Source organism: Providencia rustigianii (assembly GCF_900637755.1).
GTDB lineage: Bacteria > Pseudomonadota > Gammaproteobacteria > Enterobacterales > Enterobacteriaceae > Providencia > Providencia rustigianii.
On record NZ_LR134396.1, the window covers coordinates 1,804,545 to 1,823,987 of the forward strand.

The following is a 19,443-nucleotide window of genomic DNA, read 5'->3' on the forward strand; positions in this document are numbered from 1 at the left end:
GTTTTTGGAGATATTTCATGGCAGGTCATAGTAAATGGGCCAACACCAAACACCGTAAAGCGGCACAAGATGCTAAACGCGGTAAAATTTTCACTAAAATTATTCGTGAGCTGGTTACTGCTGCGCGTTTAGGCGGCGGAGACCCAGCAACTAACCCACGTTTGCGTGCTGCTATCGATAAAGCATTATCTAACAACATGACTCGCGACACTTTAAACCGTGCTATCGCGCGTGGTGTGGGTAATGATGACAACGATAATATGGAAACCATCATTTATGAGGGTTACGGTCCAGGCGGCACCGCCGTGATGGTTGAATGTTTAAGTGACAACCGTAACCGTACTGTATCTGAAGTGCGTCATGCCTTCACCAAAACAGGTGGTAACTTGGGGACTGATGGTTCCGTTTCTTATCTGTTCACCAAGCGTGGTGTTATCACATACGCACCGGGTGTTGATGAAGATGCGCTGATGGAAGCAGCACTTGAAGCTGGTGCTGACGACGTTGAAACGTATGATGATGGTGCAATTGATGTTTACACCACTTTTGAAACGTTCGGTGCTGTTAAAGATGCATTAGATGCTGCTGGTTTCACTAGCGAAGCCGCTGAAGTTTCTATGATTCCATCGATTACGGCAGAACTTGATGTTGAAACGGCACCAAAATTAATGCGCCTGATCGACATGTTAGAAGATTCAGACGACGTCCAAGAAGTTTATCATAACGGTGATATCTCTGATGAAGTTGCTGAGCAACTGTAATTAAGACGATGTCTGCGTAGAGAAAACAGGCTGACCCCAGCCTGTTTTCTCTAACGCCTCTCAATCCTCATTTTCTCTTTTATTTGCTATAGTTATTGGTAGCAATGGTCTCTATTTGTTCCTTTTTCCTCTCGCAGTGTGGTTAGCCTCTGCTATCTCTCAAGATTGGATTGTGGTGAAAATTAGATGGGGATAAGATGATATGAATATTAATGAAGGACAATTATAGGTTTTATATGGCGATCATTCTGGGTATTGACCCTGGTTCACGGATCACAGGGTACGGTGTTATTCGCCAGCAAGGTAGGCAGCTACTGTATTTGGGAAGTGGGTGTATTCGTACTCAAGTTGATGATTTACCAAGCCGTCTGCAACGTATTTATGCGGGAGTCTCGGAAATTATCACCCAGTATCAACCCGATGTTTTATCCATTGAACAAGTTTTTATGGCAAAAAATGCGGATTCTGCATTGAAGCTGGGACAAGCCCGTGGGGTTGCCATTGTTGCTGCAGCCAATCAAAATATCCCAGTGTTTGAATATGCTGCACGTCAAGTAAAACAGACAGTAGTGGGAACGGGAGCTGCGGAGAAAAGCCAAGTTCAGCACATGGTTAAATCGATTCTAAAATTATCAGCGAGTCCACAAGCTGATGCGGCAGACGCATTAGCGATTGCCATCACTCATTGCCATTTTAATCAAAACTTATTGAAGGTTGGGGATCCTCGCCTCGTATTGACCCGCGGAAGATTAAGATGAAGACTGGATATGCATCCAGCTTTTTTTGTGGTATAAACAGCGTTATGAAAAAAACGAGATTTATTCATCTCGGTTCAGTCATTTAATTTGAGGGTATCAACGTGATTGGTCGTCTACGTGGCATCGTATTAGAAAAGCAACCTCCTATTGTTTTATTAGAACTTCAAGGTGTTGGTTATGAAGTTCATATGCCAATGACCTGTTTCTATGAATTACCCGACATTGGTCAAGAAGCGATTGTTTTTACGCATTTCGTCGTGAGAGAAGATGCCCAGCTTCTGTATGGCTTCAATGACAAACAAGAACGCGCACTATTTAAAGAATTAATTAAGGTCAATGGCGTTGGCCCCAAACTGGCATTAGCCATTTTATCTGGTATGTCTGCTCAGCAATTTGTATCGGCGATTGAGCAGGAAGCTATTTCCTCATTAGTTAAATTACCGGGTATTGGTAAGAAAACGGCCGAACGTTTAGTTGTTGAAATGAAAGATCGTTTCAAAGGATTAAATGGTGACTTGTTCAACCCTATAAGTGACATTGATTTGCCAAGCGTGAAGAGCAAAGGTCCAAGCCAAGCTGATATTGAAGCGGAAGCCGCAGCAGCATTAATTGCTCTGGGTTATAAACCGCAAGAGGCTAGCCGAATGGTGAGTAAAGTTGCTAAACCAGATAGTGATTCCGAAACCCTGATCCGTGATGCCTTACGCGCAGCACTTTGATTGAGAGATTATTACGATGATTGAAGCCGATCGCCTAATTACCGCAGAAGTGCTGCATTCTGAAGAAGAAGCTATCGATCGCGCGATCCGCCCGAAACTACTTGCTGAGTATATTGGGCAGCCGCAAGTCAAAGATCAGATGGAAATATTCATTCAGGCTGCCAAAATGCGTGGCGATGCGCTTGACCACCTGTTAATTTTTGGGCCTCCAGGATTAGGGAAAACAACCCTAGCGGGCATTGTTGCTAATGAACTTGGGGTAAATCTTCGTACAACATCGGGGCCTGTTTTGGAAAAAGCAGGGGATCTAGCTGCGATGCTGACTAACCTAGAGCCTCATGATGTGCTATTTATTGATGAAATTCATCGTCTCTCTCCGGTCGTAGAAGAGATTTTATATCCTGCGATGGAAGATTATCAATTGGATATCATGATTGGTGAGGGCCCCGCAGCTCGTTCCATCAAGATTGACTTGCCGCCATTTACGTTGATCGGTGCAACTACCCGAGCAGGTTCCTTAACATCTCCATTACGTGACCGATTTGGTATCGTCCAACGCTTAGAGTTTTATCAAGTTGACGATTTACAGCATATTGTGAAACGTAGCGCCCAATATATGGGGCTGGAAATCACGGAAGAGGGGGCATTACAAGTTGCGATGCGTTCTCGAGGCACACCGAGGATCACTAACCGATTACTGCGCCGTGTACGCGATTTTGCTCAAGTTAAGGGTGATGGAACCATTGATGAAGCCATGGCAAATAAAGCGCTGGATATGCTCAATGTGGATGCCGCTGGTTTTGATTATCTCGACCGAAAATTATTGGTAGCAATCATTGATAAATTTATGGGCGGACCTGTAGGGGTAGATAACCTTGCCGCAGCGATTGGTGAGGAGCGAGAAACCATTGAAGATGTTCTTGAGCCTTATTTGATCCAACAAGGGTTTATTCAACGGACACCAAGGGGGCGTATGGCAACAGCTCATGCATATTCCCATTTTGGTTTAAAACCCAAAGAGATTTAAGTTTATTCCCCCTTATTGGGAAGGGGGATTAATTAAATATTAATTTGAATTTGGATCGAAAGTATAAGGTCCATCTTCATCAGGATCAGTTGGAATACCGTAGTCTAGCAGGCTATACAGATTTAAATTAGAGTCAGGTTTGCACGATTTCTTATTAACCAGCTTACCGTTTTTATAAACAGCAATCCCCTGAAAATACCAGCCCCTACCTTCCCCATCATAAAGCAAATAGCTAAATGGTCCATTTTGGAAACGGATATATATCGAGCCACCAGCGCTGAATGTTCCTTGCCCTACATAAATAGATTCTTGCCCTTTCGCATTGATTGGAAGTGTTATTTCAGTTTTACCTAAAGTCCCATAGCGATAAACAGGCACTTTTCCTGTCTCAACGACGACGCTGACCGTTTTGTTATTTTCTAGCTGGCAAGTATATTCAACTGCACTAGCAGATGCAGTAAATAATCCTAGTGCTAAACAAACGGCAATTTTCTTATACATATCAATAATCCAATCAATCCATATTAGACTATAAGTATGGCGATGTATGACGGGAAATGCGACAGAATAGTACGAAAATGGTGATGGTAATATGATTTTTCATTAATGTAGCATGGACAAAAAAGCCCTAATTTAAAACAATTAGGGCTGAGTATTGTAGGCGTCTGTAAATATTAATTTTTAGTTTTCACGCAAAGACTTAATACGAATAAGATTGCTGATGTTAATACAACAGAGGGACCAGCAGGTGTATCGTAAAATGCAGATAAGGTTAAGCCACCGGTTACTGATACCATACCAATCAATACTGCAATTAACGCCATTTGTTCCGGTGTTCTAGCAAAACGCCTTGCAGTCGCGGCGGGAATGATTAATAGAGACGTAATAATCAAGGCGCCAACAAATTTCATGGCAATACCGATCGTTAATGCGGTCACCATCATTAATAATAGGCGAGAGCGTTGTAGGTTTATTCCGTCTACAAAAGCCAGTTCAGCACTGACCGTCATTGATAAAAGTGCCCGCCAACGATAAAAAAGCAACCCACAAACGACAACAACGCCAATCAAAATCGTTATAATATCTTCGTAACTTACTGATAGTAAGTCACCAAATAAATATGCCATAAGGTCAACACGGACATTCGCCATTAAGCTAACAACAACTAGGCCTAATGAGAGTGAGCTGTGAGCCATAATGCCGAGTAGGGTATCGACCGCCAGTTGTGGACGTTTTTCCAACCACACTAAAATCAATGCTAACAGTAATGTGACGGCGATAACGGCATAGAATGGATTAATGTTCAGTAACAAACCGAATGCAACGCCTAATAGAGAGGCATGAGCGAGAGTGTCACCAAAATAGGACATTCGGCGCCAAACAACAAATGAGCCAAGTGGGCCCGCAGCGATGGCGAGCAACATACCTGCAATCCATCCAGGTAACAATAACTCAATCATGGCGGCAATCCTTGCTATGTTGATGGGATAAAATCACGTTACCTTCTAAATCATGTTGATGATTGTGCTGGTGGCGGTATACCCCAAGCTGTTGGGCTCCACGATAGCCGAACATAGCGACAAATTCTGGGTGATTGGAGACGACATCGGGTGCTCCAGAGCAGCAAATATGCCCATTAATGCACAAGACTTGATCAGTTTTTGCCATGACTAGGTGTAGGTCGTGGGAAACCATAAGAACCGCGCAACCAAGTTCGGTTCTAAGTTGGTTAATTAAATCATACAGAGCAACTTGCCCGTTGATATCCACCCCTTGAGCGGGTTCATCGAGAACAAGTAAGTCAGGTTTATTGAGAAGGGCACGAGCAAGAAGAACGCGTTGAGTTTCGCCTCCGGATAATTTTTGCATTGGCTGACCAATTAAATGAGTGGCTTTAACGCGTTCAAGTGCAGGTAATAAATGTTCTGAGCGGACGCCTTGTTTAAGCATCATAAACCGTTTTACGGTTAAAGGTAGAGTGGTATCCAAGTGGAGTTTTTGCGGTACATAACCGATAGACAAAGATGACGCTCTATCTACGACGCCTGACGTAGGTGCTAATAGCCCCAAAACGACGCGCACAATTGTGGATTTTCCAGCGCCATTGGGACCTAAAAGCGTTAAGATTTCGCCTTTATTGAGAGTAAAGGAGACATCGTTTAAAACGACTTTATCGCCAAAAGAGACAGATATTTTATTTAAAGATAATAATGGTTGCATATAGGAAATATCTTGCAGAAATCAAGTTATGTTATATTATAACATTTTGAAATTAAGATCACGGAAAAATGTTCATGATACACAAAACGAAATTTATTGCCCGTAAATTCCTCTGCAAAGCTGCTGTAGCCACTGTATTAACAACAACTTTATTACCGATGGCAAATGCTGATGTAGTGGCATCTATCCGTCCTTTAGCATTTATCGCTGCAGGCATTGCGGATGGTGTGACTGGAACGCAAGTCTTATTACCTGATGGTGCTTCACCACATGATTATGCACTGAAACCATCAGATTTAAAAAAAATTAAACAGGCAGATTTGTTTGTCTGGGTAGGACCGGAACTAGAAATGTTTTTAGAAAAGCCAATCAGTACGTTACCACAGAATAAACGTCTGGCATTGGCTGAACAGAAAAATATTCATTCATTATTAATGTCAGAAGCTCACGAGGAGGAAGAAAGCCACGAACATGCTAGCGAAGCTAACCATGATGAGGATCACGGTCATCATCACCATGGTGAGTATAATATGCACATTTGGTTATCACCAGAAATTGCAAATTTGGCAGCATTAGATATTTATGAGCGTTTAGTAGAGCTTTATCCTGACCAAAAAGATAAGCTGGACGTAAACCTTCGTAAATTCAAAGAAAACATGGCGCAAAGCGATAAAAAAATTGCTAGTATTTTAGTATCGGCTAAGAATAAAGGATATTTTGTTTTTCACGATGCCTATGGCTACTTTGAAAAACACTATCAGCTGGCTCCTTTGGGGCATTTTACGATAAATCCCGAGATTCAGCCCGGTGCACAAAAATTGCATCAAATACGAACACAACTGGTTGAGCATAAAGCGCAATGTGTTTTTGCTGAGCCACAATTCAGGCCTGCTGTTATCGAAAGTGTAGCGAAAAATACGGGAGTCAAAATGGGTACTCTCGACCCGCTCGGTAGTGGGCTGGCAATCGGTCCAGATAGCTACATGAAATTTCTGACTCAATTGTCAGAGCAATATGCAAGCTGCCTGAATTAAGAATAGAGGAATAGTTTAAAGTGCAGCAAATGGTAAGTGGTATTGTACAAGCCTTTAGCGGGCTGTCCAAAACCCATAAGATTGTGTTAAGCACACTCACCGTCGCAACAATGGCCGTCGCAATATGGCGGCCTGTTCATATACCAGCTAACCACGAAAGTGACAGTTCACCTGACACGGTCATCCCTTTTTCGCAATTTGCTACTGAACTTGAAGGGGATGACCTTATTCAAGATAGCAGTGAACAGTTGCCTGATGAGGGGGTTGCCGATGCAGATAGTGATGCAGCGGATGGCACGCCGCTCGCTCATGAATATGTTGTCTCAAGTGGCGATAATCTTACTTCCATTTTAACTCAGTTTGGTATTGAAGCTGGGGATGTTGCAACGCTTTCTAATCAACATAAATCATTACGTAATCTCAAAATTGGTCAAACACTCAGCTGGACATTGACGGCTGACGGAGAGTTAGAATCTTTAACTTGGGATGTCTCTCGCCGTGAAACTCGCGTATTTAAACGCATCGGTGCGACGAATAAATTTGAAGAAGTTAAAGAAATTCGCACGGGTGACTGGGTTAACAGTGTGATGACTGGCTCTATTAATGGCACATTTGCTCAAAGTATTAGCAAGGCAGGCTTAACACGTAATGAAGGCCGTGAAGTGACAAAAGCACTCCAGTGGCAAGTTGAGTTCAGCAAATTGAAAAAAGGCGACAAATTTACTGTTCTAATGAGTCGTGAAATGCTTAATGGTACCCATGAGCAGAGCCAATTAGTTGGGGTTCGCTTACAAACAGGTGGCAAAAATTATTATGCATTCCGAGCAGAAGATGGTCGTTATTATGACAGCGAAGGTAATGGTTTAGAACGCGGTTTCTTACGCTTCCCAACCGTGAAACAATTTAGAGTTTCTTCCCACTTTAATCCACGTCGAGTGAACCCTGTGACGGGGCGAGTCGCTCCTCACAAAGGTGTCGATTTCTCAATGCCTGTAGGTACGCCGGTTCTTGCTGTCGGTGATGGAGAAGTCATCGTGGCGAAATACAGTGGTGCAGCGGGTAACTTTATTGCAATTCGTCATGGTCGCCAATATACGACTCGTTATATGCACTTACGCCAATTATTGGTAAAACCAGGTCAAAAAGTTAAGCGTGGTGACCGGATTGCATTATCGGGTAATACAGGGCGTTCAACAGGGCCCCATTTGCACTTTGAAATGTGGGTTAACCAACAAGCAGTGAATCCGTTAACGGCAAAATTACCAAGCTCTGGTGGCTTATCAGGTAAAGACCGTAAAGAGTATTTAGAGCTTGTGAAAGAGACTAAATCTCAGCTTAAATTGAAATAATAGGTTTAGTTTTTCATTGTAATAACTGGCAGATACTTGTGTCTGCCAGTTTTTTTTGTAATGCTTTCATAACGACACTGATAGGTTATGAAAGATAGCCATAATTCTTTGGGTATAAGATGAATAAAGAAAAAGATACCGATAGCAAAAAAGGCTATGTGCCAACATTTCATAAATCGTATTTATTACCAAAATATTGGGGAGTGTGGCTAGGGGCTGCGGTCTTTGTGGGGCTCTCTTATATTCCGGTAAAAGTACGAGATCCAATGTTAGCAAAAATCGGTAAATGGGTCGGAAAGTTGGCAAAAAGTGCCCGTCGTCGAGCTAAAATCAATTTACTCTACTGTTTTCCTGAATATACAGAAGAGCAAAGAGAGCAATTGGTCGATAGGATGTTTGAAACGGCACCACAGTCATTTGTTATGCTAGCTGAATTATGTATTCGAGGATCAAAACGCACTTTAGAACGTACTCAGTGGCACAATATGCAGATCATTGAGCGATTGAAAGAGCAAAAAAGTAATGTGATTTTTATGGTTCCCCATGGATGGGCGGTTGACGCTCCTGCCATGTTGTTGGCAGCAATGGGCCAAAATATGGCAGCGATGTTCCACCATCAAAAAAACCCGGTTGCAGATTATTTATGGAATAAAGCCCGCTATCATTTTGGCGGTCGTCTACATTCGCGGGAAGCGGGCATCAAACCATTCATAGCCTCGGTTAGGCAAGGTTTCTGGGGGTTCTATCTGCCTGATCAAGATCATGGAGCAGAGCATAGTGAATTTGTGGATTTTTTTGGTACCTATAAAGCAACATTACCGGCCATTGGGCGCTTAATGAAAGTGTGTAAGGCTAAAATTGTTCCGCTGTTTCCGGTGTACGATCATGTTAATCACCAACTCCATATTTATATTCGTGAACCTATGGATGATATCGATGGCCAAGATGATACATACATCGCTCGCCGTATGAATGAAGAGCTTGAGTATTTAGTTGAGCCACATCCTGAACAGTACACGTGGATACTTAAATTATTAAAAACGAGAAAAGAAGGGGAGATAGAGCCTTATCAACGCAAAGACCTCTATCGATAACATCCATTACTGTTAAATAAAAAACCACGATATTAATAAATCGTGGTTTTTTTTCGTAATTAATATTTGTATTAATTAATAATATAAATTGAATATAAAATATGGTTCAAGGTCGATATCCCATAGATGATATTTAAATCTTATTGTTATATTCTTTTGAAATAAAATCATCCGGGATATTGGCTTGGAGATATGATGGAAAAAACAAAAACAACGTTAGACCAATGGTTTACCTTACAAGCAATAGTAGACTATGGTGGTTTTGCTCAAGCGGCGGAAGCATTACATAAAACACAATCATCGATTAGCTATACAATAAATAAATTAGAACAAACATTAGATACTAAAATATTTGTATTAGAAAAACGTCGAGCGATACTGACTAAGCAAGGTGAACAATTACTCGAACTATCTAGAGAGATGACAAATAAAGCCATTTCATTAGAAACGACAGCTAAATTTCTCAATAAAAACATTAATAACAAAATTAAAATAATTACAGATACATTATATAAAAATGATGAATTAATTAAGAGGATTGGGGGGTTAATTAAAAGTAAAAAAAACTATGATATTGAGTTAGATAAGAAATTATTAACGAAATCAAATATCATGGCATTGAAGGATTTTGATCTTCTTATTACACATCATTATATAGAGTCATTAAACCCCATCTTATTAGGGGAGGTTGAGGCTGTTTTAGTGATTGATTCTAATAATAAGTTGAAGTTGCATCAAATGGATAAAGTCGTTCAGGAACTTGAATATATCCCTCAGATTGTATTGTCTTCTTCATTTCAAGATACAATAAAAAGTATACAGATGGTTAAAGTAGATAGTATAGAAACGGCAATTACACTGGTAAAAAATTCAGTTGGTTATGCTTGGTTACCTAAAAATAGAATCAATGAGGCTATTAATGATAAATCACTAATAGCCTTGGAAAATGCATTTGGAAAAATGAGCTATAAATTCTACATGTATATGAATAAGAATTCATCGATAAATGACATGATAATTAATTATCTTTTCTATAGTAAGTAAATCAATCAGGCTAGGTTTTAAATTTTAAATACAAAAGTCATAAATTTTTTTGATGTAGTTTGAAAATTTTCAATGTAACCATTCTTTAACTTAATTAACTTCTGGTGTTATATTTCCATCCGGCATCATTACTCATATTCAGTTATTCATGGAAGCTTTATGAATAATTTAAAATTTATCTATAGGAAATATTATGTGCATTTTAAATAAAATATTAATGGTTATAGGGATTAGCGTAACTATGGTAATGAATACAGTTGCTTTTGCCTCTGGGACGATCAATTTTACAGGGGAAATTACTGAAAAAGCCTGTACCGTTGATAGCCAATCTCGTAATTTAAATATCGATCTTGGAACTGTTTCAACTAAAAGTTTATCAGCACAAGGGAAAGTTGCTGGTTTGAATAATTTTATGATCAAGCTGGTTGATTGCCCTGAAGACAGCAAAGTTACTGTTAAATTTGGAGGTACTCGTGATACGGCAGATCATGACCTTCTCGCACTGAATCAAGGTGATGGAACGGCTAAAAATGTAGGGATTGCACTTTATGAAAAAGATGCGGTTTCACAGATTAAGCTTTACCAAGACACCAAAGAAGTTACAGTGAAAGGCGGAGCTGTAGATTTGGAGTATGTTGCTTTGTATAAAGCAACAGGGGCGGCAACTGCGGGGCAAGCGAATAGTAGCACAGTATACAGTATTCAATATCAATAATATTAGGGGTGACGGCTGTCACCCCTAACCTTTCGAATAGGTCATAACAGGCTACTCATGCATTTTTTAACATTATTTTTACTATCTTGTTTTTCTCTATCTGTACTTGCTTCAGGAATTAGTATAGGAGGAACACGGTTTGTGTATGTCGATAATAAGCGGGAAATAACCATTCCTATACTGAATAGTAATAAAGAAAAACCATTTTTAATTCAAAGTTGGGTGACGGGTTTTGAAAATGAGACTAAAGCGCCATTTATTGCGACGCCCCCATTATTTAGAGTTGAGCCTGATAGCCATGGAACTGCTCGAATTGCTTATATGGGGATGCCATTATCCTCTAATGAAGAGAAATTGTATTTACTAAATATAAAATCAATTCCTCCTAAGCGTGATGATATTGAAAATGAATTGCAAATTATTATTAATTCCCAATTTAAATTATTTCTACGCTCTAAGGATATACAGCCTTTAAATTTTGATGATGTGAATATTATCAGGAAAAAAAACAGGTTATGGATTAAAAACAATACACCATATCATTTATCAATTAAAAGTGTATTCATTGATAGCCACATCATCCAAACTTCCAAGATGGTATATCCATGGGAAGAAAAACAGATTTCCAATAAAAATATTGGCACAGAGCAATCAGTAACAGTTGAATTTATTAATGACTATGGAGCGATCATTGAAAAAAATTAAGGAAGAGTATAAAGAATGGAAATACAGTATTTAAAATTTAACTTATTGAGTCATCAGTGGATTGTTTTTGCTAGTACATTATTATTTCCTGTTTTGACAAAAGCGAATGAAGAGTTTGACATTAATGCAATAAATACAGGAGTAGAAAATCAAGTTACTGATGTGTCAACATTAGATTATTTTTCATATCCACAAGGTCAACTTCCCGGAACATATCAACTCGATATTTTTATTAACAATCATAAAATTGACAATGACAAAATCGAAATATTCTATGATAAAAATACCACTAAATTGATTCCTAAAATTACAAAAAAACAGCTAATCAAGTGGGGTGTAAAATCATCAGTGAGTACTTCATTTGAGTCTTTATCTCTAGATGAAGATATTCATCCTATAGAAAACGTAATTGTAGGCGCTAATATTTATTATGATTTTTTTCTAAATCAACTGCATTTAAGCATTCCTCAGGTTGGGATAAATTCAGTCTTTCGTGGGTATGTAGATCCTGTGGAATGGGATGATGGAATAAACACCCTGTTTACAAATTATAGTCTGCGTTACAGCCAGTATTGGGGAAAAGCCAATAAGAGCCAAAATATTTTTTTGGGACTACATAGCGGCATAAATTTTGGTGCATGGCGAGCAAGAAATCAAAGCCATTATAGCTATGGAGGAAATAACGCAAATTTAAATAGTTTACAAACTTTTATTGAACGAGATATACGCACACTAAAAAGTCATTTTACGATGGGAGAAATTACAACGGATAATGGTGTGATGGAGGTTTTTCCTTACCTTGGTATGCAGTTAATGTCTGAGGAAAGTATGTTAGCCCAAAGTCAAAGAGGATTTGCACCGATAATTAAGGGCATTGCACAAACTAATGCCCATATCACCGTTACTCAAAATAACCAGCTAATTTATCAAACGGATGTACCCGCGGGAGAGTTTGTTATTAATGACCTTTATTCCATGGCTAATAGCGGTGACTTAACTATCAGTATAGAAGAAATGAGTGGCACAACTAGAAATTATACTCAGCCATTTTCTGCACTTCCTATTATGCAAAGAGCGGGAACACTAAAATACAGCATCGACATGGGGAAATATCAAGGGGAGCAAAGTGTAAGGTTTCCGTACTTTGCCAAATTGATAGGAACCTATGGTTTACCGAATCATCTAGCACATTATGGTCATCCATCTGTACTGGGTGGCGTATTAATTTCCCAATATTATCAATCTTATATATTAGGCGGTGGACTTAATTTAGGGGGACTTGGCGCTGCATCTGCGGATTTCACTTATTCTTCATCAGAATTTATTAACAAGGCTAAAATAGCAGGGCGGGTTTACCGAGTACAGTATGCTAAATATCTGCAAAATAGTGGCACAGGTATTAATTTATCATTGGTTCATTATGCTTCAGCAAACTATGTCAATTTTGTGGATTCTAATTCTCGTTTTCGTGAAGGACGGGGACGAAAGCAACGATTACAGGCAGTAATGACCCAGTCAGTGGGTTATACGGGGTATTTGTCACTGAATGGTTTTCAGCAGTCTTATTGGGGGCATGATGGCGTTGATAATAGTATTACTGCCAATTTCAGTTCTCAGTATCAAGGGATAAATTTCAGTGTTTCCTATAGTTATACACAACAATATGATCGACAGGATAATGATGGGATATTAGCCTTTAATCTGAATATGCCATTTTCATGGAAGAAACAGCATTATTGGGGAAATGCTAGTTATCAAACGAGTCGACATGGTGATCCCTCCAGTGTTCTGAGTATTAATGGAATTGCTTTCGATGACGATCAATTACATTACGATTTATCTCAACGATATAACCATAACAACCAGCAAGTGGGTTACGGGCTTAGAACTCACTATCTGAGCTCCAAAGGTGAATATGGACTTGGTGTGGATTATAGCTCTGACCATCGTTCTATTAATGGAACCGTTTCTGGTGGACTTTTATTGCATAGCGGTGGACTCACTGCATCCCGTAATTTTTATGACTCTGCTGTATTAGTTAACGCCTCCAATATTCCCAACTTAAAAATTACCAATGTCCCTTCGCTCTATACCAATACCCATGGATATGCATTGATCCCAATGGTGAGTCGCTATGAGCGTAATAACGTGAGTATCGACGCTTCAACACTCGCGGGTAACTATGATATTCCGATAAATACCAAGACCGTCGTGCCGACTCAAGGAGCCATTGTTCTTGCTGATTTTGACGTTAAACGTGGGGGGCGAATTTTACTTAAACTAAAGACCAAGGGGAACCAAGTTGCCTTGGGTTCACAGGTTAATGTGTTAGTGAGTAAACAGGTGGTGGCAACAGGGATGGTCGCGAATGATGGCGAAGTCTACCTCAGCGGGGTGCCTGAACAAAGCGTAATCCAAGCAATATGGGGAGTGGGAACGGAAAATCAATGTCAACTTTCTCTCACAATTGATATGGAAAATACAAATATTCAATTTATTGAAGGGGAATGTAAATAGGAAACGTCATGAACAAATGGATAATTTATATTACAGCACTATTTTATTGTCCTTCTGTGTTTGCAGAATATCGAGCTGAATTTAGTTCCTATACAGTGTCTATCCCTAAAACTTTGTATGTACCTAAAAATACGCCAATAAATACATTGTTGGCGACGGTTGATTTGGGGACGTTTACACCATGGGTATGGTGGAATGAACAGGGTATAACGCGGGTTGGAATTAATTTACCGGGTATATTTGATGACCATTACAGTATTTCTGGTATTGGCGCGATTAAAGAAATTGGGGATTCAGGAATTGGTTTTGCATTGCATGGCGTGGTGAATAGCCCTTGCTCTGGGAGAGGTTATGTAAATGGGCGCAACCAGCGCGATGGCAATCCAGCTAATCGATTGTTATGCCCTTCAACGTTATCAACTAGCCACTATAATATTAGTTTAAAAGTTGCATTTTATAAGATCCGTCCGCAAGTAAAAACACAGTGGCTTCCTAGTACGAAGGCGGCTATGTTGATATTATTTAATGATAAATTCATTGCACAAGATAGCTATGGAAATTTTGAACCGACAATTTGGTTGAGCCCGATTAATGTTATCTCTAATGGTTGCGAGGTCAAAAATTCATTGATTAGTGTCTCGCTGAATAAAGTAGAAAAAAGCGCTTTTAAGGGTGTCGGAACGACGAGCTCTGATGGGCGAAAACGATTTAAGATTGAACTGGAGTGCGACGCAGGATCCGCGATTAAAATCACCTTTATTGGCAACCAAGACCTAAGTGGAATCGCGGGAACGATAGCTTTAAATAATCGTTCTCATAGGGAGACGGCGAAAGGATTTGGAATTCAGATTAAACATAAAGGGAAACCGATTAAACTCAACCAAAAGATGCTAATAACTCGCTCAAATCAGACGGTGCAATACAGTATTCCTCTTGAAGCGGCTTATATTCAAACTGAACAGACAACACGGGCAGGTAAAGCTGAAGGGACATTGCAATTTAATCTACAATACGAGTAAGTGATACAGACATTAAAGGGAGCAAATTGCTCCCTTTTGGTGCGGAATGATTTATTGATAAATCATTCTACAACTAAGATACGACAAGTATTGGTGCTTCCAACGGTTCCCATTTGGTCACCTTGGGTAACTAATACAATATCACCAGCCATCAGGTAGCCATTATCGCGCAAACGCGTTACAGCCTCGCTTGCCGCAGCAATACCATCAGTATGGGTGTTACAAAATACTGGTGTGACACCACGGTACAGAGAGCATTGATTCAATGTTTTTTCATGGCGTGACATAGCAAAAATAGGTAAGCCAGAACTAATACGAGACATTATGCGTGCAGTGCGTCCTGATTCGGTCATAGCGATAATAGCTTTGACTCCTTTCAGGTGGTTAGCGGCATACATAGTTGACATCGCAATGGCATCTTCTGAGCTTTCGAATTCAGCATCTAAACGGTGTTTAGAAATATTCAAGCCCGGCATTTTTTCTGCGCCAAAACAAACCTGAGCCATTGCGGCTACAGTTTCCGCTGGATATTGTCCTGCCGCAGTTTCCGCAGATAACATAACGGCATCTGTACCATCTAATACAGCGTTCGCGACGTCCATAACCTCTGCACGAGTTGGCATTGGGTTAGTGATCATCGATTCCATCATCTGAGTGGCAGTGATGACGACACGGTTGAGCTGGCGAGAACGGCGGATCAGTTTTTTCTGTACAGCGACCAATTCAGGGTCACCAATTTCCACACCTAAATCGCCACGGGCGACCATGACAACGTCGGATGCGAGAATAACTTCATCCATGACTTCATCGGTAGCAACGGCTTCTGCACGTTCAACTTTAGCCACTATCTGACATTCACAACCCGCATCACGAGCTAAACGACGAGCGTAATCTAAATCTTCACCTGAGCGAGGGAATGAAACTGCTAAGAAATCAACACCAATTTTAGCTGCGGTTTTAATGTCTTCTTTATCTTTTTCAGTCAGCGCTTCAGCTGAAAGACCGCCACCAAGCTTATTGATGCCTTTATTGTTTGAAAGTTGTCCACCAACAGTGACTTCAGTAAATACTTGTAACCCTTTGACTTCGCGAACTTTGAGTTGAACTCGACCATCATCAAGAAGCAGGATATCACCTGGAACGACATCAGCAGGAAGACCTTTATAGTCAATGCCCACTTTTTGTTGGTCGCCTTCACCTTTACCGAGTGACGCATCTAACGTGAATTTATCGCCAATATTGAGGAAGACTTTACCGTCTTTGAAAGTAGAAACACGAATTTTTGGACCTTGTAGATCCCCGAGGATGGCTACGTGGCGACCTAAGCGGGCTGCAATCTCTCGCACTTTATTCGCGCGCGCCATGTGGTCTTCAGGAGTTCCGTGTGAGAAGTTGAGACGCACAACGTTAGCACCAGCATTGATAATTTTTTCTAGATTATTATCGCGATCGGTTGCTGGACCAAGGGTTGTAACAATTTTAGTTCTTCTAAGCCGTCTAGACATGTATTACTCCGTGACCTGTAATGGTACAAATATAAGTGAAACCATTTCACTCCATTTCGAAACCTATTTACTGCAAATAAGGGTGCTGACACGAGCACAGCTATTATATACAGCAAATTTGTTAATGCTATCAGGCGAACAAAAGTATTTGGCCTGACAGTCTTATATCGTGCTCTTCAACATTGTTATTTCTTTCAGATGTTATCAAACCGCGAATCGCGTAATGCTTCTTTGACGCGTTTCAAGTTATCTCTAAATTTTTCGCCTCTTCGCAAAGTAAATCCAGTTGTCAAGACGTCGATCACAGCAAGTTGAGCCATTCTAGAAACCATTGGCATATACATATCAGTATCTTCAGGGACATCGATAATAATCGATAAGGTGGCTTCGAGAGAAAGAGGAGAACCTTCAGAAGTAATTGCAATCACGGTTGCATCATTACTGCGAGCAAGTTGCGCCATATCAACCAATGCTTTAGTTCTTCCTGTGTGTGAGATAAGCACAATCACATCTCCGTCACCACTATTCATACAGCTCATGCGTTGCATCACAATATCATCGAAGTATATGACTGGAATATTAAAGCGAAAAAATTTGTTCATAGCATCATGGGCGACAGCCGCGGAGGCACCAAAGCCAAAAAAACTAATTTTTCGTGCTTGAGTTAACAAATCGACGGCTCGGTTAATGGCGCTAATATCTAACGTGTGTTTCACGTTGTCTAATCCCGCCATCGCCGATTCAAAAATTTTATGGGTATAGGTATTAACCGTATCTGTTTCTTCAATATGACGATTAACATAAGGTGTTCCATTGGCAATATTTTGTGCCAATTTTAATTTGAAATCAGGGAAACCCTTGGTTTCCATTTTACGGCAAAACCGATTGACGGTAGGCTCGCTGACTTCTGCCAATTCTGCCAAGGCCGCAATACTCAAATGAATGGCTTTTTGGGGCATACCTAAAATTACTTCTGCCACTTTTTTTTCTGATTTACTTAAAAAATCGAGGCTGGTTTTCATTTGTTCTAAAATATTCATATAACAAAAGTGCCTATTTCAGCGAAAGGAGAAATTTTTATGCCATCAGGGTATTGTGGCGTTACTATTTCAATAAGAGTGAAAATATACTACCTCTTAGAGGTAAGCCATCTAAACACGGAGGGCAATTAAGGGCTTTTTTACGAAAGTATGACCCGTATCTAATTTTCCACTCAGTAAACTCACTACAAAATCGGTTATTTTCTTACAAAGGCTGTAACCATTCAGTTATTTAGTTTTCTAAAATTCAACGTGGTATGCTGGATTTTTCAGCATAAAAACTGTGGCCAGTATCATCAATATTTACGGAACAGAAGCAAAAAGGTACATTAGCGGGCAACGGTCAATTTTTCATAACAATAATGCTCAGAGCCTATCCCATTAGACAGACATAAATTCGCAGGCTAATGGGATAGATTCTAAATTCCGCAAATTGAGGAGAACCAACATGGCGGTACATAATGCTGCTCAAGCTTGTGACTTGATTATATTCGGCACTAAGGGTGACCTAGCCCGTCGCAAGTTACTTCCTTCGCTATATCAATTGGAAAAAGCAGGTTATATCCATCCAGATACCCGCATTATCGGCGTTGGTCGCGCTCAATGGGAACAGAACGACTATATAGAGTTTGTCGAAAAAGCGTTAAATGAATTCTTAAAAGAAAAATTAGACCCCGAGCTTTGGCGTCGATTAAGTGCGCGTTTGGATTTTTGTAACCTAGACGTCAACGAGACAGATAACTTTGTCCGCCTCGCTGAGATGTTAAAGCAGGATACTCAACCTGCCATCCATTATTTTGCAATGCCACCGAATACATTTGGCGCAGTGTGCCATGGTCTGGGTCATGCAGGTCTGAATAAACAGCCAAACCGCGTTGTAATGGAAAAACCATTGGGTACAAACTTGGCTTCTTCTCAAGAAATTAATAATGAAGTGGCTAAATATTTTGAAGAGAACCAAGTTTACCGAATTGACCATTATCTTGGTAAAGAAACCGTATTAAACCTGTTAGCGCTACGTTTTGCGAACTCACTATTTATCAACAACTGGGATAATCGCACGATTGACCATGTGCAGATTACCGTTGCAGAAGAAGTGGGTATTGAAGGGCGTTGGGGTTATTTTGACCAAGCTGGCCAAATGCGTGATATGGTGCAAAACCATTTACTGCAAATTTTAACCATGATTGCGATGTCTCCTCCTGCGGATTTAACCACAGACCGTATTCGTGATGAGAAAGTAAAAGTTTTGCGCTCATTACGCCGTATTGACCATACTAACATTCGTGAAAAAGCGGTTCGTGGTCAATATACAGCGGGTTTTGTTCAAGGTAAAAAAGTGCCTGGCTATTTAGAGGAAGAGGGTGCTAATAAGCAGAGTATGACCGAGTCCTTTGTCGCACTGCGTGTTGACATTGATGACTGGCGTTGGGCTGGCGTTCCTTTCTACCTGCGTACAGGGAAACGTTTACCAGCAAAATGTTCAGAAGTGGTGGTGTATTTTAAAAAGCCTGCGCTGAATATTTTCTCTGATAGTTACCAAGATTTACCGCAGAACAAATTAACTATTCGTCTGCAACCAGATGAAGGGATTGATATCGAGATCATGAACAAAGCACCGGGCTTGGATCATAAGCACCGCTTACAAACCACCAAACTGGATTTAAGTTTCTCTGAGACGTTTAATCAAACTCATCTCGCCGATGCTTACGAACGTTTATTATTAGAAGCCATGCGTGGTATCCAAGCATTGTTCGTTCGCCGTGATGAAGTTGAAGAAGCATGGAAATGGGTTGATTCCATCATGGAGGCTTGGGCGATGGATAACGATATGCCAAAACCTTACCAAGCGGGAACATGGGGACCGATTGCTTCTGTTGCGATGATTGCTCGTGATGGTCGTTCATGGAACGAGTTTGAATAAAATACATTGAGT

The 19,443-nt window shown here is 40.3% G+C and carries 18 protein-coding genes; 13 read left to right on the top strand and 5 right to left on the bottom strand.

Going from position 1 to position 19,443, the window contains the following annotated elements; genetic code table 11:
* Positions 1–17: 17 nt before the first annotated feature.
* From EL244_RS08375 to ruvB, 4 genes are all read left to right on the top strand, one after another.
* Complete coding sequence (locus tag EL244_RS08375) at positions 18–761, top strand: YebC/PmpR family DNA-binding transcriptional regulator (RefSeq protein WP_006813138.1); 744 nt, start codon at positions 18–20, stop codon at positions 759–761.
* Positions 762–997: 236 nt separating this feature from the next.
* On the top strand, positions 998–1,519 hold the full coding sequence (ruvC, locus tag EL244_RS08380) for a crossover junction endodeoxyribonuclease RuvC (RefSeq protein WP_036948281.1): 522 nt from the start codon (positions 998–1,000) through the stop codon (positions 1,517–1,519).
* A 101-nt stretch (positions 1,520–1,620) separates the two neighbouring features.
* Positions 1,621–2,238 (top strand): Holliday junction branch migration protein RuvA, encoded by a 618-nt coding sequence (ruvA, locus tag EL244_RS08385; protein WP_006813136.1) that lies wholly within the window; start codon positions 1,621–1,623, stop codon positions 2,236–2,238.
* Between the two features lie 16 nt (positions 2,239–2,254).
* On the top strand, positions 2,255–3,265 hold the full coding sequence (gene ruvB, locus EL244_RS08390; protein WP_006813135.1) for a Holliday junction branch migration DNA helicase RuvB: 1,011 nt from the start codon (positions 2,255–2,257) through the stop codon (positions 3,263–3,265).
* 39 nt (positions 3,266–3,304) lie between these two features.
* Here ruvB and EL244_RS08395 read toward each other — a convergent pair whose 3' ends face one another.
* From EL244_RS08395 to znuC, 3 genes are all read right to left on the bottom strand, one after another.
* The gene (locus tag EL244_RS08395; protein ID WP_006813134.1) at positions 3,305–3,766 is read right to left on the bottom strand and encodes a hypothetical protein; all 462 of its coding nucleotides are present in this window, start codon (positions 3,764–3,766) and stop codon (positions 3,305–3,307) included.
* A 173-nt stretch (positions 3,767–3,939) separates the two neighbouring features.
* Complete coding sequence (znuB, locus tag EL244_RS08400; protein WP_126460140.1) at positions 3,940–4,725, bottom strand: zinc ABC transporter permease subunit ZnuB; 786 nt, start codon at positions 4,723–4,725, stop codon at positions 3,940–3,942.
* Complete coding sequence (gene znuC / locus EL244_RS08405) at positions 4,718–5,485, bottom strand: zinc ABC transporter ATP-binding protein ZnuC (RefSeq protein WP_006813132.1); 768 nt, start codon at positions 5,483–5,485, stop codon at positions 4,718–4,720. The genes znuB and znuC overlap by 8 nt, the downstream gene beginning before the upstream one ends.
* 74 nt (positions 5,486–5,559) lie before the next feature.
* Between znuC and znuA the strand changes: the two genes are divergently transcribed.
* The 8 genes from znuA (at position 5,560) to EL244_RS08445 (ending at position 14,962) form a co-directional block, all read left to right on the top strand.
* The gene (gene znuA / locus EL244_RS08410; protein ID WP_039854103.1) at positions 5,560–6,519 is read left to right on the top strand and encodes a zinc ABC transporter substrate-binding protein ZnuA; all 960 of its coding nucleotides are present in this window, start codon (positions 5,560–5,562) and stop codon (positions 6,517–6,519) included.
* Between the two features lie 29 nt (positions 6,520–6,548).
* On the top strand, positions 6,549–7,868 hold the full coding sequence (gene mepM / locus EL244_RS08415; RefSeq protein WP_006813130.1) for a murein DD-endopeptidase MepM: 1,320 nt from the start codon (positions 6,549–6,551) through the stop codon (positions 7,866–7,868).
* Positions 7,869–7,987: 119 nt separating this feature from the next.
* The gene (lpxM, locus tag EL244_RS08420) at positions 7,988–8,962 is read left to right on the top strand and encodes a lauroyl-Kdo(2)-lipid IV(A) myristoyltransferase (protein WP_126460143.1); all 975 of its coding nucleotides are present in this window, start codon (positions 7,988–7,990) and stop codon (positions 8,960–8,962) included.
* 195 nt (positions 8,963–9,157) lie between these two features.
* Positions 9,158–10,006, top strand: a complete 849-nt coding sequence (locus EL244_RS08425) for a LysR family transcriptional regulator (protein WP_172597511.1) — start codon at positions 9,158–9,160, stop codon at positions 10,004–10,006.
* 193 nt (positions 10,007–10,199) lie between these two features.
* Positions 10,200–10,721, top strand: a complete 522-nt coding sequence (locus EL244_RS08430; protein ID WP_126460150.1) for a fimbrial protein — start codon at positions 10,200–10,202, stop codon at positions 10,719–10,721.
* A gap of 57 nt (positions 10,722–10,778) precedes the next feature.
* Positions 10,779–11,426, top strand: a complete 648-nt coding sequence (locus EL244_RS08435) for a fimbrial biogenesis chaperone (RefSeq protein WP_126460152.1) — start codon at positions 10,779–10,781, stop codon at positions 11,424–11,426.
* Between the two features lie 15 nt (positions 11,427–11,441).
* A complete protein-coding gene (locus EL244_RS08440; RefSeq protein ID WP_126460153.1) occupies positions 11,442–13,943 on the top strand; it encodes a fimbria/pilus outer membrane usher protein in 2,502 nt (833 codons plus the stop codon).
* 8 nt (positions 13,944–13,951) lie between these two features.
* Complete coding sequence (locus EL244_RS08445) at positions 13,952–14,962, top strand: fimbrial protein (RefSeq protein WP_126460155.1); 1,011 nt, start codon at positions 13,952–13,954, stop codon at positions 14,960–14,962.
* Positions 14,963–15,024: 62 nt separating this feature from the next.
* Here the strand turns inward: EL244_RS08445 and pyk are convergent, their stop codons facing one another.
* A complete protein-coding gene (pyk, locus tag EL244_RS08450) occupies positions 15,025–16,467 on the bottom strand; it encodes a pyruvate kinase (protein ID WP_006813123.1) in 1,443 nt (480 codons plus the stop codon).
* Between the two features lie 194 nt (positions 16,468–16,661).
* On the bottom strand, positions 16,662–17,507 hold the full coding sequence (locus EL244_RS08455; protein ID WP_115164282.1) for a MurR/RpiR family transcriptional regulator: 846 nt from the start codon (positions 17,505–17,507) through the stop codon (positions 16,662–16,664).
* Positions 17,508–17,955: 448 nt separating this feature from the next.
* Between EL244_RS08455 and zwf the strand changes: the two genes are divergently transcribed.
* Positions 17,956–19,431, top strand: coding sequence for a glucose-6-phosphate dehydrogenase (gene zwf / locus EL244_RS08460; protein WP_006813121.1), 1,476 nt, complete (start codon positions 17,956–17,958; stop codon positions 19,429–19,431).
* Positions 19,432–19,443: the final 12 nt, after the last annotated feature.